General features: G+C 39.2%; 10 protein-coding genes. All 10 read right to left on the bottom strand.

Annotated elements, in window-relative coordinates; all coding sequences use genetic code 11:
* A partial coding sequence (locus ACWA1B_RS17365) for a PfkB family carbohydrate kinase (protein ID WP_456909058.1) occupies positions 1–272 on the bottom strand: 272 nt, incomplete at its 3' end.
* Between the two features lie 121 nt (positions 273–393).
* A complete protein-coding gene (gene bglX, locus ACWA1B_RS17370; RefSeq protein WP_456909060.1) occupies positions 394–2649 on the bottom strand; it encodes a beta-glucosidase BglX in 2256 nt (751 codons plus the stop codon).
* Between the two features lie 108 nt (positions 2650–2757).
* A complete protein-coding gene (locus ACWA1B_RS17375; protein ID WP_456909062.1) occupies positions 2758–4410 on the bottom strand; it encodes a sodium:solute symporter family transporter in 1653 nt (550 codons plus the stop codon).
* 96 nt (positions 4411–4506) lie between these two features.
* A complete protein-coding gene (locus ACWA1B_RS17380) occupies positions 4507–7335 on the bottom strand; it encodes an FAD-binding and (Fe-S)-binding domain-containing protein (protein WP_456909064.1) in 2829 nt (942 codons plus the stop codon).
* 65 nt (positions 7336–7400) lie between these two features.
* On the bottom strand, positions 7401–8369 hold the full coding sequence (locus ACWA1B_RS17385) for a mannonate dehydratase (protein WP_456909066.1): 969 nt from the start codon (positions 8367–8369) through the stop codon (positions 7401–7403).
* Positions 8370–8385: 16 nt separating this feature from the next.
* Positions 8386–9129 (bottom strand): RraA family protein, encoded by a 744-nt coding sequence (locus ACWA1B_RS17390; RefSeq protein WP_456909068.1) that lies wholly within the window; start codon positions 9127–9129, stop codon positions 8386–8388.
* A gap of 30 nt (positions 9130–9159) precedes the next feature.
* Positions 9160–9999 (bottom strand): SDR family oxidoreductase, encoded by an 840-nt coding sequence (locus ACWA1B_RS17395; protein ID WP_456909070.1) that lies wholly within the window; start codon positions 9997–9999, stop codon positions 9160–9162.
* Positions 9992–11398 carry a glucuronate isomerase gene (uxaC, locus tag ACWA1B_RS17400; protein ID WP_456909072.1) on the bottom strand — a complete coding sequence of 469 codons (1407 nt, stop codon included), beginning with the start codon at positions 11396–11398 and terminating at the stop codon, positions 9992–9994. Before uxaC ends, ACWA1B_RS17395 begins: the two co-directional genes overlap by 8 nt.
* Positions 11399–11543: 145 nt before the next feature.
* Entirely contained in the window at positions 11544–13280 is a 1737-nt protein-coding gene (locus tag ACWA1B_RS17405; protein WP_456909074.1) for a RagB/SusD family nutrient uptake outer membrane protein, read from the bottom strand.
* 20 nt (positions 13281–13300) lie between these two features.
* Complete coding sequence (locus ACWA1B_RS17410) at positions 13301–16336, bottom strand: SusC/RagA family TonB-linked outer membrane protein (RefSeq protein WP_456909076.1); 3036 nt, start codon at positions 16334–16336, stop codon at positions 13301–13303.
* Between the last annotated feature and the right edge of the window lie 328 nt (positions 16337–16664).

A 16664-nucleotide genomic window follows, 5' to 3' on the forward strand; every position in this document is an offset into this window, starting at 1 on the left:
AGAAAATAAATACCTAAACGGTCTCCTCCATAAACAATGTTTTTAGATTCGACATTCATTTTTCGGATTTCTTTTAAGGCAGAAAAACCAATTTCATTTTCAGGCAATCTTGTAACGAATTCTGCATTCACGCCATAATTTGCTAAAGAAACTGCTACATTAAATTCTCCACCTCCGTACGTAGCACCAAATGCTGTAGATTGCGAAAAACGCAAATGTCTTTCTGTCGATAGACGAAGCATAATTTCGCCGAAGGCAACTATTTTACTCATATTTTTTTTTGTTTAACCAGCATTTTTCTATTGTAATCACTTAGTTGCCAGAACGCAACAGGATGCACAACTTCAATACTTCATCCTACACATTTCTTCTTTAAGAAACCAGATAGGATTATTATTTCACAGTAAAGTCTTCAGTCATTTTAATATCAGATGAAGAGGCGCCAATCATTACTTTAAAAGTTCCCGGCTCCAGCGACCACTTCATATCTTTATTAAAAAATGACATATCTTTAGGTTCAATAATCATTTTCACAGTTTTCTTTTCACCTGATGCCAGACCGATTTTTGAAAATCCTTTCAGCTCCTTGCCAGGCCTTGTAACAGAAGATACCAAATCTGCCAGATATAATTGCACCACTTCTTCTCCAAACACTTTTCCTGTGTTGGTGATGTCTATAGAAACAGTTATACTTTCCCCTGAATTTATGAGATTATTGGACAGACTTAAATTTGAATATTCAAAAGTCGTGTAACTTAAGCCGTACCCAAATGGGTATAAAGGAGTAATAGGAATATCCAAATATTTATTGGTCCAGCGCACATTTTTATTAGATTCGTTCACATCATGAGATGTTCTTTTGTAATTGTAATTTATTGGGATCTGCCCTGTATTTATTGGAAAGGTTACTGTCAACTTACCGGATGGGTTGTATTTTCCAAGCAAAACATCCGAAACAGCCAGACCAGCCATTGTACCGGGCATCCAGGCTTGAAGGACAGCCGAAGAAACCTTGCTTACCAATTGAAGGTCATAAGGTCTTCCACTAAATAGAACGCTAATGATCGGCTTTCCTGCCGCAGCCATAGCTTCAATTAATTTTTCCTGTCCGCCCGGCAATGTAATATTAGATATGCTTGCTCCTTCGCCACTCATCCAGTATTGCTCCCCAAGTGCCAATATGACAACATCTGATTCTTTTGCCAATGCTAGAGCTTCAGGGATAAGCTCTAATCCTTTGGACTCAAAACCGTCCAGTTTTACCCCCTCTGCGTACGAGATTACAACCGATGGATCCACACTTTGCTTAAGACCTTCCACAAGAGAAACCACATCCTCTGCTTTCCCTTGAGAATAATTGCCTCCCCACCATGAAAGCATGTCTTTTTTTGCATTGGCCATCGGACCGATCACTGCAATTTTTTTAACCTGTCCTGTAATGGGAAGTAATTTATTTTCATTTTTAAGCAATACCATGGACTCCCTGGCCGCTTTTCTGGCAAACTCAAGATGGGCTTTGTTAAGAAGGGTTTCTTTTTCTCTTTTTGCATCAAAAAAGGCATACGGATTATCAAAAAGCCCGAGCTTGTATTTGGCTTCCAGCACATGCCTCACTGCCGCGTCAATAACTTTGATATCAACCTTTCCCTCATTGACAAGCTCCCCAAGATACTTTAAATAAATACCACTTGTCATATCCAGTTCAACCCCGGCATCAATTGCCTGCAGGGCAGCCTGCTTCAGATCTTGGGCAGCGCCAATTTTTACCAGATTATTTATAGTTTCCCAATCTGTAATTACAAGGTTTTTAAAGCCTAGTTCCTTACGAAGCATCTCAGTAAGCAATTTTTTATTTGCGCTTGCCGGAATACCGTCAAAGGCAGAATAAGCAGTCATTAGTGATCCTGCTCCCGCATCTATGGCAGCCTTGAAAGGCGGAAGATAAAGCTCTCTTAAGGTACGCTCTGAGAAATCCGCAATATTATAGTCGCGACCTGCCAGCGCTGCACCATAACCGGCAAAATGCTTGACACAGGCCATAACATTCTTACCACCCTTCATCTCTGTTCCCTGAAATCCTTTTACGCGTGCTGCGGCCACAAGGCTGCCATAATAAGGATCTTCACCAGCGCCTTCAATAATTCTTCCCCATCGTGGATCAAAAGTGATATCCACCATTGGGGCATAAGTCATGTGAATACCTCCTGCGGCAGCTTCTCTGGCAGCTATTGAAGCGGATTTTTCGATATTCTCCAGATTCCAGCTTGCCGCCTCTCCCAAAGGAGAAGGGAAAATAGTTTTATATCCATGAATGACATCTTCCTGAAACATCATTGGAATACCAAGACGGGTTTCTTCTACCGCAATTTTCTGAAGTCGAAGGTTGGTCATTGCCCCGTTACTTTTTAAAATGCTTCCAACTGCTCCTTTTTTAATTAGGCTCTCCAGAGAATTAGTGGTGTTGTTTTCATTGACATAGGTAGCCAGATTTAGCTGGCCCACTTTTTCTTCCAACGTCATTTTACCGAGCAGCGCTGAAACTTTCGTATCCATTTGCTTATCGCTTTGGGCGGTAGTTTCAAATGCACCGAACATTATCAAAACTGCCACTATATTTTTAATGTTCTTCATGAAAAATCTTGAGTTCATATAATTGTTTTAAATAAAATTACCCCCGGCACGTTAGTCTGGCAGAAGATCAAATTCTAAACGATTGTTACGGGATTGAATGATCCCATTTCTTTTTCTGCTAGTATTTTATGCTTTCTTTGCCTTGCGTCCTTTACTGTAGAAAATTACTGCTCCAATAAGGCATATGATACCTGAACCAATAGCTAACTTTCCACTCATACCGGAAATGGAAGGGAATCCCATCACAACAAACATAGTACCTGTTACGGCAAAAGCAACAGCATAAAGCATCATAAGCCCGCCTACAACCCCATCATTTTCCTCTTCTGTTTTAGTGCTTGGTGTGGCTAATTTGAGAAAGAAGGCCTGAACTTTTTCATTGTAGCGGCTGTCTTTAGATAAGAATAATCCTGAAAAAAGGAATACTCCAACGCAGACTACAACTTCTATAAGGGTAGCAATTTCCCAACTAAATGCTTTGGTATAATTCAATATGATGCCCAGTATAATCCCGATAATCATCGAAGCAAGGGCACCCCAAGGCTGAGGCCTCCAGAAAATCACTCCCATAATTACCGGTATAATCATCGGAATTGAAAAAATACCTGATAAATACTGGTTTACTTCAAAGGCTCCTCCAAGTTTCTGAACGTACAGAGCGCCAATCGATACAATGGTGCCAACCAAAAGAGTCATAATCCTTGCCGCCCAAAGTGATTCTGTTGGAGATGCATTTTTCCTAAAAAGGCGCTGATAGATGTCGCGGGTCAATACACTTGCCGTAACATTGAACTCTGCACTTAAAACAGACATTGTTGCTGCAAACATCGCAGCTATCATCAGCCCCATAATTCCAGGAGGAAGCAATTTCAAGCATAAGGCAACATAGGACATTTCAGGATTTTCCAAATCAGGCAAAATAACCCTTGCCGCTACGGCAGGAAAAAGAAAAATTACTGGAAATATAAGAAACAGAACTGCAGACAATATTCCTATTTTCTTTCCATCAGATTCACTCTTGGCACTGTAGAATCGCTGTATGAAAGTCCAGTTCCCTAAATATTTAATAATGATGGTCAGATAATAAACCATAAGGTAAATCGGCATTCCTTTCTCACCGTTAAACCAATTCATATTATTTGGGATCACTTCCTGCATATGTGCAATGCCTCCCGCAGCATCGTAGGCCAATGGTACTAAAATAAAAGTTGAAAATAACAAGATTACAAATTGAACAACATCCGTCACAATTACTGCCAGGAATCCACCCACTACAGTATATACGGAAACAACAATTCCACAATATATAATAGCTGTTTGAAAAGGTATCCCTGAGGCCGCCATAACAAAAATACCGATGGAATATAATTTAATCATGTCGTCCAATAACTTCAATAAAACACCACACCACGAGAATATTTGGCGTATAGGCGCGTTGAACCTGGTTTCCAGAAACTCTACAGGACTGATAATGCCTGCACGTTTCCAAAGTTTGGCATAAACAAACACGGCTATTAAAGACGGAAAGATAGTAGACCACATTATAGTTATGGCTACCAGTCCGTCTGAATAGGCTATCCCTGCGTAAGCCACAAATACAAATGTGCTGAATTTGGTCATAAAATTACTGATACCTCCTGCTACCCATGAGACGGCACTTCCGCCTTTAAAATAATCGCCAATATTTTTAATGTATTTGCCTAGAAAAATACCAATACCAGCCATAAGCAGCATGTAAATGATAATCGTAACATAATCCAGCGTTTGTAATTGATTCATCTCTTCTGATTTGTTAATTTATTTTATATTTTTTCTTTTTTTATTTATTGCCTGTCTCAAAAATAGAATTCTTTCGCTATTTATAAACTATAATTTTTAGAGTGCTTCGCTAACCTCGTCTACTAAATAGACAATAGATTGATAGGAAATACCAGAATGCAGACTTAGCCCAATTTCGCACGTCCTGCTGTTAGAATATCCTTTTTTTACCTCGGGACCTATTTGCTCCCGAAGACCTGAGAGACCTGATGCGTTAAGTTCCGGCATTTCAAAGCCTTTGTCACCGGAGAAGCCACAACAATTAGTCTGAGGTATAACTACTTTCGAGGTACATTTTTTGGCCAGTTCGGTCAGTTTATCCTCAATACCCATTTTTTTCATACTGCATACAGGAAAAATGGTCACAGGTTCGCTAATCGGGTTAATTTTTAAAAAAGACAATAAGATATCATTTATAAACTCCACAGGTTCATAAATTTTAAGCTTGCTATTTGTTTTTTTTGCGTTTTCGCGCATGGTATAAAGACATGGACTCATGTCTGATAGTATTGGCCATTTCCCGTTTTCACTGGCTTCAATAAGAACATTCTCCAGCGTCAGACCAGTTTGAGCAGCGATATCGGAATATCCTTTGCTTGAAAAAGGCATGCCACAGCACAGCGTATTTAGCTTTGGAGGATAGATAACCTCAAAACCGCCTTTTTGCAATAGACTGACAATTACATGGGATAGCGGTTGCTTGCAACTGTCTTCAGAAGAAACCCCCATTGTCCTGTTAATACAGGAAGCGTAATACACTACCTTTCTATGACTTGTTATCTGATTTTCTAAAGACTTCAAAGAAGACGCTCCACCAGGTATAAATTTATTCCATTGCGGGATCCTGTTTCCTGAAACAAATCTCATAAAACCCGAAATTCTGTACATCATTTTATTACCAAGCAATAATTGAAATAAACGTACCACGGAAAGCATTTTATTCAAAACTGCTGTTACAAATGATAAATGGGCCGCAATCCAATATGCTGTCCCGGAAGGTTTTCCTATATTGTTTTTTCTAAGCTCCTTGACAAATGTCCCGGTATCAATATTCACCGGACAACTTAATGCGCATAGTCCATCTGTTGCGCAGGTGTCGTCAGCCTTAAACTGAAAATTATCAAGAAGGGCTGCAAGCCCTTTTGCATTTTCGCCAGTGGTACGAAGCCTGCTGATCTCACGATTAACTGCTATGCGCTGTCTTGGGGAGAGCGTAAAATCAGCCGAAACGCAGCTGGGTTCACAAAAACCACATTCAATACAAGGGTCGATAATAGCATTAGAAACAGGAATAGGTTTTAGATTTTTCAAATGAATTTTAGGATCCTCATTTAAAATAACGCCAGGATTTAGAAGATTGTTGGGATCAAATATGGCTTTGATTTCTTTCATTAATCCATAGGCTTGCGTGCCCCACTCCATTTCTACATAAGGGGCCATATTTCTACCTGTGCCATGCTCCGCCTTAAGGGATCCGTCAAATTTATGTACCACAAGATCTGCCACATCATCCATGAAATTGGCATAGCGGTCAATCTCACTTTTAGAATCAAAATTCTGGGTAAAAACAAAATGAAGATTACCTTCCAGTGCATGCCCAAAAATTACGGCCTCCTTATAGTTCCATTTCACGAAAAGCTTCTGCAGTTCCAGGGTTGCCTCTGCCAACTGTTCCACTCTAAAGGCAATGTCTTCAATAATAACAGTTGTACCGCTTTGCCTCAGAGCACCGACTGAAGGAAAAAGTCCTTTCCGGATTTTCCATAACAGGGCATACTCCAATGGTTCATCAGTGAAAACTGCCGGAAGTTCCATAGGATGCGGTGCTACAATATTTAAAACAGACGTGATCTGTACTTGTAAAGCCTTTAAATCTGATGCTCTTGTATCCACAAGCAATGCACAGACATCCTGTCCTAAGGTCTTAATATAAGCCGGAACACCTTTATCGTTCTCAACAGATTTAAGTCCTGAGCGATCAATCAGTTCTACCGCTGCAACAGGAGCATTTTTTAATAAACTTACCACCCTGCAGGCACTCTCGACGTTTTGAAAAATCATCAGAGAAGCCGCTTTGTACTTATGGTTTTCTACTGTCTGCAGCGTAATTTCTGAAATAAAACCCAAGGTGCCTTCCGAACCGATCATCAGATGCTCGATAATCTCAAAGGGATCATTATAATCTATCAGGGCATTCAAACTGTAGCCCGTCGTATTTTTCATCTTGTACTTGCCTGAGATTCTTTGGGCAAGGGCAGTATCTTCTTTGGCGCGATGAGCAAGCTCCTGTATTTTTTTTAGAAGCTCAGGCTGTTGTTTTTGAAAATCTGCCCTGCTGACGGCATCGGCTGTGTCAAGAATTGTCCCATCAGCAAATATGATGCGCATGGACTTTACGGTATTATACGAATTCTGAGCTGTACCGCAGCACATACCGCTTGCATTATTGGCTGCTATACCTCCAATCATTGCCGCATTTATCGAAGCCGGATCCGGACCTATTTTTTTGTTATAGGGATCCAGTAAAATATTAGCCCTTGAACCTAGAATTCCGGGCTGTAGACGGATGGCATTTCCATTGTCCAATATCTTATAATCTTTCCAATGCTGTCCGGCAACCACTAGGACAGAATCTGTTACGGCCTGTCCTGACAAACTAGTTCCCGCTGCCCTGAAAGTGACGGCAAGGCCCAGTGCAGATGACTCCCTTAAAATAAAGCCGACCTCCTGCTCGTCTTTTGCCTTGATGACTATTTTAGGTATCAGTCTGTAAAAACTGGCATCAGTTCCATAGGCCAAAAGCGACAACGAATCATGAAAGACCCTTTGCTTATCGATAGTGGGAACTAATTTGTCATACAATATTTTATAATTACCTGAAAGCATTCTATTTTGGATTTGCTCCCAAAGGAAGCAGTTTATTTTAATTGATCAATGGAATTAAATAATTTTTATTTAATTCCGCAGCCATGCATAAGTCCTTTTATATAGCCGATTCCAAAAAGATTTCCTTTCATCTCATAACCGAAATGTTCGTTGCTCTCTCCGGCCATTGTTGGTACGTGGTCTGATCGCAGCGGGCCGTCAAATCCTACTGCTTTATAGGCCTGCATCATTCTGAACATATCAGTTGGCCCGTTATCATGGAAAGTTTCCCTGAAATTTTCTGGAGTGCCAACAACATCCCTTATGTGGACGAAAAATATTTTATTGTTTTTTCCGTGCTTTTCGATCATAGCTTCTACATCTTCATTCATGGTGGTATAGGTTCCCTGACAGAAAGTAAGACCGTGGGAGGGACTTTGTGAAAAAGACAAAGCCCTGTCTATAGCATCTGCCGATGTTAAAATTCTACTGATGCCGTGCAGCGGGGTAATAGGCGGATCATCAGGATGAAGCGCCATTTTTACTCCGTTTGACTCCGCCACGGGCATAATCTGCTCTACAAACCACTGGTAATTGTCCCAAATTTGATTTTCAGTAAATACGCCATATTTCGATAATGGCTCAAGAGCAGCCTCTTTCATGGAAAATCCGCTGACAATCGCTCCGCCCCTTTCCTTAAGATCTTTGCGGGTTCTGTACCAGCCGGTGGCCATAAAATTGTAACAGAGCAATCTCACGTCGAGTCTGTTCATATTTTCAAGCATGCGGCAGTATTTTTCAATATCCTGTTCTTTGCCCGCAAGCCCCAATTTTATTCGGGTCATATCAAACTGATCTCCTTCCAGTCCGTATAACTCAAAGCCTGCATTGGTATAAATTTCCTTTGACTTTTCAAAAGAATCAAAATGGTCGATGGAAGGCATTCCTGTTAGTTCAGGGGCTAATTTTGCAATTGCATAATCAATTCCCATCTGTCTGCACAGCTCCCATTTTTCATCAGGGGTATTACCAAAAAATAAAAATGATAATTTCATTGTATTTTATTTGAAATTAAAAATAACCTCCTTTGTCTGTAATATCTCTTACACTCTGACCTTCAGCAACCCAACCGAATATTTTTTTCTCGTTTTCCTTAATTTCCTCAGCACGAACAAGTACCTCAAATGCAATATCTCTTGGAACTACCAATACGCCATCAACATCACCCAGAACGATATCACCTGGCTTTATAATGACATGTCCGATCTGAAGCGGTACCTGATAATCCGTAATCAGACAACGTCCAAGGCTTCCATTAGACGAACGGTATTTATAAAAGACAGGAAAATCAGCTTCAAGAATCTGATGGGTATCACGAATTCCACCATCCAGACAGGCTGCCCTGATTTTTTTTCCCTTTGCAGTCGCAGTCATTACACCGCCCCATGAAGTTGATTCTTCGTCTTTGCTGCTGTCCCATACGACAAAAGCATTTTCATGCATTTCATCGAGCATCTGAGTACGAAATTCCATCTCTCCTGAAACTTTTGTACTTGTTGAACTCTTAACGGTGAAGGCAAACCCAGCTACAGTTCTATATTCTCTTAAAGGCAAAATATAATTTGGCAGGGCCTGATTCATCAAACAGAATTCCCTAAGAACATCATTGATAGCACCTGTATATAATTCCTGAAACCTGTTCAATAATTCATCATCTGAAACCGGAAAGGTTGCCGTCGAAATATTCTCGCGCATTTCAATTAGCTTATCAAGCTTCATCATGCTTACTTCTTTTTTGTATTGATCTGTACTCATATCTTTTTGTTTTAAATTTTTCAATTTAGGTTAAACTCCTGATGATGATAAAAAACCACCATCTACCGGGACAACAATTCCGGTTACAAACGAAGCTGCCTTATCATCGATAAGCCAGTTCATGCATCCGATTAATTCCGAAGCTTCTCCAAAACGTTTCATGGGAGTATGCCCCAATACATTTTCGGCACGGGCTGTCTGCGAACCGTCCTCATTGTACATTATTTTTTTGCTTCTTTCATTTAAGAAAAATCCAGGTGCAATTGCATTTACCCTCACATTGGCCGGTGCAAGATAAGTGGCCAGCCATTGTGTGAAATTGGCTATTCCTGCTTTTGCCATTCCGTATGCCCCTACTTTAGTCAAGGGACGGTAGCTGTTCATAGAGGCAATATTTATAATTACGCCCGATTTTTGTGCCGCCATATCTTTTCCAAATACGTAGGATGGAATGACGGTACCCATAGTGTTAACATTGATTACATTTTGAAAAACGTCCATATTTAGATTAAAAAAACCCTTAACGCCCTCTTTACCATTAAGTTCGTCTTCCTGAAATTCAACCGTATTAGTCAGGGCTTCCATCTGGTTTCCTCCTGCTCCGTTGATAAGTACACTGCAGATGCCGAGTTCTTTCTTTACAGTATTGTTGGCCTCGGTTACTGATTCAGTATCCGATACATCAACTGCTATAGAAATAGCAGTACCACCCTGTTCCTTAATCTGTTCCTCTACCAATTTTAATTTCTCAAGTGTTCTGCCAAGCAGTGCTACCTTATATCCCTGAGATGCCAGATTACGAGCCATCTCCGAACATAACGTTCCTCCCGCCCCCGTCACCACCGCAACTTTTGATTGTGTATTATTCATTTGATATCATTATTTTACTATTGTTATAGCATATATCGGTTATTAATTCTTTTAAGTACAAGTCATTTTTTGGCAGCAGTCCTTTCTCTACCCATTCACCAATTATATTGCACAAAATTCTTCTGAAATAATCATGTCTGGAGAATGATAGTATGCTTCGTGAATCTGTGGTCATCCCTACAAAACGACTAAGCAACGAATAATTGGCAGAAGCCAATAACTGCGATCTTATACCTTCGATATGGTCATTAAACCACCAGGCAGGTCCGAACTGGACTTTTCCAGGCGTGCCGTCCTCTGCAAAAGAACCCGTAAGGGTAGCAAAAGCTTCGTTATCTGACGGATTCAATGTAAAAAGCAATATATTAGGCAGCCTATTATGTTGTTCCAGTGTATCTAAAAAACTGCAGATGCTGGCTATAGCAGCGCAGCTTCCAATGGAGGCATATCCTCCGGCAGCTCCCGCCAAGTTTCTAAGGCGTGAACTGGTGTATCGCTGTGCGCCTATATGCAATTGTAAAGTCCATTTTCGCGAAGCAAATTCCGCTCCAAGTACTACTAAAATATGCGACTGCAATTGTTGCTTTTCTTCAACACTTAATGTTTTCTTATTCAATATAAGATCAAAAAGCTGTGAAGCATCATTATCGGTCACCTCTACAAAAATAAAACCGGAATCCAGCGCCTGATCTGCCAGCCTGCAGCCATTTATATGAAAATGATCAAGCTGGAATTGGATCGCAGACTTAAAGTCAGCGTAATTGTTTATTGCTATCCCTGAATGTTTGGATAAATTCTGTAGAAAACCAGCCGATTCCCATGCATCGATCTGTAATGCGAGATCACTTCGTAAGGATGGAAGAACTGTAAAATTAGAATTTCCTGAAGCTGATTTGTGCACTGTCAAATCATCAAACCAATTGTCTGAGGTACATAAAGTATCCACATTGAATCTTTCCATTAGGGACCTGGCCGAGAATTCATCTTCCTGCAGCAATTCATTGCAGCGCCTCCAAATTCTCTCGGCGCTTTCTTCAGTCAGCAGCTCTTCAATTCCAAAAATATTTTTAAGTTCCAAATACGACCAATGAAAAAGAGGGTTGCCCATTGTCTTTGGAAATGTCCTGGCCCACGCCATAAATTTTTCCTTGTCACTCGCATCACCGGATATATTACGCTCCGCGATACCGTTGATACGCATTGCCCTGTGTTTGTAGGGATCATTGCATACCCATAATTGGGCAATATTGCTGAATTTTTTATTACTTGCCAAATGGTTTGCATTGATATGGTTGTGGTAATCCACAATTGGAAGTTTTTGGGCTATCTCATGAAAAAGAAATGCAGCCGTAGGGTTTTCCAGAAAATAATCTTGTCCAAGAAAATTAAAGTTTGACATTTATAGTGGTGTATGTAATTCAAAGTCATTTATATGTCTGAATAAATATTCAAAGTCTGTTAGTAAGAAAATGGTATTGTATATAACCCCGTATACAGTTACATATACGGGGCTACTCTAAAAACAAAAACAAAGTAAACCAAACTTAATATCCAGGATTTTGTGCTAGAACTGCACCTGTATTGGCTTCAATTTCCTTTTGAGGAATAGGCCATAAGTCGTATTTAGGTGCATATGTAGGTCCTGTCAGCCAATTATATTTAACTACACGCTCTCCATATTTTCCAACGCGGCGCAAAGTAATCTGACGCTGCTCCTCAAAAACCATTTCTCTTGTTCTCTCATCCAAAATGTAGTCAATAGAAACATTTCCAGGAGCAACATTCGTTGCGCCTGCTCTTGCACGCACAACATTAATGTCGGCTGCAGCTGAAGATAAATTACCTAACGCTAGATATGCTTCAGCTCTTAATAAGTAGGCTTCTGGCAAACGAAGAATATAAGTATCATGATATGTAGCTGCAGCACCGGTTCCTAAAAGAAGTGGATTGGCCGGATCATATAAACCAGCCGGATGATCACCAGGAGTTGTTGATTTAACAAACCACTTATAAAATCTCCAGCCTCCGGCATTAGCCACCTGCAGTGGAGTACCTACTCCAGATCCCATATTTTTCCCTCTGAACTGCGATACTTTTTTTCCAAAGTAGGCAGAAGCTGGATTATCATATACAGCATCTTTAATTAAATTAGCATCATTACAGCGGATATCACCTGCATAATTTGCCGGCCATAACCCACCTCCTACATCATTAACCGTATTGGTGGTATAGGCAGTTGGCTGTAAAAACGATACACCGTTACCCCCAACATTATCATCAGAACGTCTTCCCAGGAAGCCGGGCTTTCCATCTGGATCTGTAATACTCCAAACAGCGGGATTACAGTTTCGCTCAAACATATTTGCTCCACCTGCATCTGTAGATTTTATAACTCCCCCTGGTACATCAGTTTCAAACTGGGCTACCCAAAGTGCTTCCTTATTACCAGAAGATCTGTTTTGATTTCCTCTTTGCCATAAATCCCAAAAAACATCCTTTCCGAAAACTGTGGAGCGGGTACCGAAACGTGTCTTCATTAGAGCCACATTAGGATCATTGACCACTTTTGAAATTTCGGTAACTGCTTCTGCATGGCGCCCTAATGATATTAACGTTTCCCCTAAATAAAAACTTGCCACTATATTAGAGACCCTTCCGTCTTTCACTTTATTGATCGGCAGCATACCGTCCGCCGCATCTTTAAAATCAAGGGCCATCTGATTAAGAATTTCTGTTTTCGTAGCACGAACCCTGTCCAAAACTGGTGTTTGAGAAAATTCGGTAACTAATGGCACACCTCCATATAAGTATACCATGTCTCTATAAGCTTTTCCCCTAAAGAATTTAGCCTCAGCAATTACCGGTATTTTTTGCTCAGGAGTTAAGCTAGATTTATTAACATTGTCAATTAATAAATTAGCCAGTGCTATAATTTTAAAATTTTCCTGATAATAGAAAGTTGGGGCATAATTAGAAGGCACCAAAGCAGTTACCAACGATCCCATCTTTTCATTAGTTCCTGTTCCTCTTGAGGAAAAGAAGGAATCTGTTGCGTAAAGCAAGGCGTAGGATACATCAGAAGCACCGATATAATATATGTATCGTTCCTTAACATAAAAATTAGCAATAACGCCTTCGATTCCGGCACTATTTGAAAATACGTTTTCTGCTGTATAGAGAGCTATAGGATCTTCCTTTAGAAACTCGTCCTCATTACAGGATGAGAATACTCCCAATAAAAGTAATGCAGCAAAAAATTTAGTATAATTAGAATTTTTCATCTTAGATATATTTTAAATTATTAAAAAGTAAGGTCAAGTCCTAAATTAAAACTCTTCATGACTGGTAAACCAGTTGTGGTGTTAATTCCTAAACCTGAGACAGTTTCCGGGTCCCATCCTTTCCATTTAGTCCAGGTTGCAAGATTCTTACCGCTTACATATAATTTTACATTAGCAAGTCCGGCTTTTTTAACCAGTTCTTTATCCATCGTGTAGGCAAATGATATATCCTGCAACCTTACAAAACTTCTGTCTTTGTATGGTGAGAAGTCCGTTACCGGCGAGATCGAGTTAGGTCTGGCATATTCCGCATTAGGATTATTAGGGGCCCAGGAATCAATATCGTTAAAATGATTATTGGCAACATAAGTCGTCAGTCCATAAAATCCTCCAGAATTTACCCAAGGATCATTCAAGGCAATGCCTCCTTGAATTGAGCTAATAAAAAACTTAAAAGAGAAATTTTTATAGGTAAGGTTATTGCTTATACCGAATTGATAATTTGCTTCTGTATGTCCGATAAATGTTCTGTCTTTAGCATCAATTATTCCATTATCATCCAGATCCTTAAACCTGTAAGAACCTGGTTCCGAACCTGCAGGTATTACATCGCCAAGTTGATAAATTCCATCTTCAACATATGTATATACGGCCCCTATAGATTTTCCAATAAAAAAATTATTTTGAACTAAGTCATCTTCCCTACCATCATTATTTAAATCTTCCCCCGTTAAGTGGTTAATTTTATTGTCATTATGTGAAAAGTTGAAACCAAGATCCCAATTCCAGTCTTTGGTTCTAACAGGATTAAAACTTAAATTAAACTCAAATCCTGTATTTTGAACTTCTCCAATATTAACCCTTACAGAATTAACACCCGAGGTAGCACTTAAAGCTCTGTCAAAAAGCATGTCATTAGTTGATGAAAGATAATAATCTGCACTTCCTGAAATACGGTTATTAAAAAAAGCGAAATCCAGTCCAATATTATAACCTTCCGTTTTTTCCCATGTTAAATCCGGGCTTACAAGTCCGTTTAAGGTAAAACTATTCACTGTCTGAGTATTGTCTCCAAAAACATATTGACTGTCAGTGCTTGAAGAATAAGTGCTTTGTGAAGAATAACGTGGTGAAGTATTACCATTTAAACCATAACTAGCGCGCAATTTAAGCAGGTTAATCTTTGAATATTTAGACAAAAACTCTTCTTTTGACATCACCCATCCTACAGAAGCTGCTGGAAAATAGCCTATTTTATTTCCTTCTGAAAAAGCAGAATGTCCGTCCCTGCGAATACTTGCATTAAATAGATATTTACCATCGTAATCATAAATTATTCTGGCTGTCGTTGAAAGGAAAGATTCTTTATAGCCTCCTGAACCAATTTTGGGAATAAGCCCGACCCCTAAGTTATTGTATCCTAAAGTCTGATTTGAAAATTGGCTTGCCGATGCATTGGTGAATTCATTCTCAATTCTGTTCCAACCATAAACCAATGTAGCATTTAATCCATGAAGGTGTTTTTCATCTAAATGAGTAGTATAACTTAAGATATTATCTAAAGCGGTATCATAGGTGCTTGCATTATTTTTATAAGCCGTACCCTGTTTGTTGGCTCCGTTTGGATTTGAATTAAATCTTTGATTCCATCGGTAATTGTTATTATAGTTAATTCGATAGTTTAGTCCTTTCACTCCCGGAATATCAATAGAAGCATATGCCTGGGCGCCGATATTATTTTGCTTATCCAAATCATCTGATAAAACTGCTAAAAATGGATTTTCTAAAGAATTTCCGGCAGGGTTTAGTCTCAAGCTGCCGTCTGCATTATAAGGGGTATTTAACGGGCTCATTAAAACAAAGGTCTGAAGATTGGGAGAAACTCCCGAACGATCAGAAAAAGCTCCAAAAGCATTAACACCAACTTTAAGCCAATCATTCACCTGAGTATCAATATTTACACGTACCGAATTACGTTTATAATTATCATTTAAAATCCAGCCAAGCTGATCGGTATATCCAGCGGACAAAAAGAATGTGGTTTTTTCGCTTCCTCCTCTTACGCTTAACTGATGATCTACTATAAAGGGACTCTTATTCTTACCTGCTTCAAACCAATTGAAATCAGTTCCGTTATTAATGGAATTTTGAATGTCAAGATTGGCCGCTATACCACTATCTGTTAAATAATTGTAATTTGGATTTGGCGTCGTGTAGTCACTAGGCAGAAATCCTTTTGTATATTGATTTAATCTCGAGGACTCAATGAACTCCTCTCTATTTAAGGTCGTTCTGTTTTTAATTGGAGATTGAATTGAGTAAAAAGTAGAATAATTGACCTCTGTTTTCTGGCTCTTTTTACCCTTTTTTGATGTAACCATAATTATACCATTTGCTGCTTGAGCACCATAAATTGCCTTGCTGCTAGGATCTTTCAAAACATCTACGGATTGAATATCTGCCGGATTTAAATCGGTAAAAGCCCCACGATATACGGCACCGTCCAGAATAACCAAAACTCCGGTATTACCTCCAAGAGTATTTCTTCCACGGACTACAATTGTGGGATCGGTCCCTGCTGTAGCGGTTTGTCCGATTGTTACTCCAGGAAGGGATCCTTGAAGAGACTGTAAAATACTGGTATTGGGAGAATCTTCAAATTGTTTTAAATTTGCAGAACCAACAGCGCCTGTCAAGTCCTTCTTCTTTTGAGTACCATAACCTACAACTACTACCTCATCCAAAGCTGTCCCTGCCTCTACAAGAACTACCTTTATAGACGCTCCCTGGCCCGCAGGAGTTTCTTTAGTTTTAAAACCTACAAAACTAAATATCATTATAGATTTTGAATCCTGCAACTTCATTGTAAACTTACCGTCAAAATCTGACGAGCCACTATTTGTGGTTCCTTTTTCCAGAATATTTACTCCCGGAATCGGCTGACCTTGCGAATCAACAACAACTCCATTTACAGTTTTTCCTTGCGCATTCATAGAATGGACAACCAAAAACAACACAAATGAAATAAATAAATTAAAATGCTCTTTCATTTTCATAATAAATTGGTTAAAATAGTTAGTTAGTTTTTAAATCTGTGCCCGTGCACAGAGCCTGTTTTTAAAAAAAGCTTTACAAGCTTTTTAGTCTGTGCCCCCGCACATATTATAAATACAAATATATATTTAAAATTTTATTTTCCTAATTTAATTTCTAATAACTTAAAAAAGTTGACTAAAAAAAATGAATAACTGAATATAAAACGACTTTAAATAATAATTAAACAAAATACGAACTGATAATTACATATTTATTGCTAGACATTCAACAATATTAAAGCTATTATATTAAATAATTATCGATTAAAAATATAATTAGTAAGAAAAA

The sequence above is a fragment of the Flavobacterium xizangense genome, assembly GCF_054075145.1.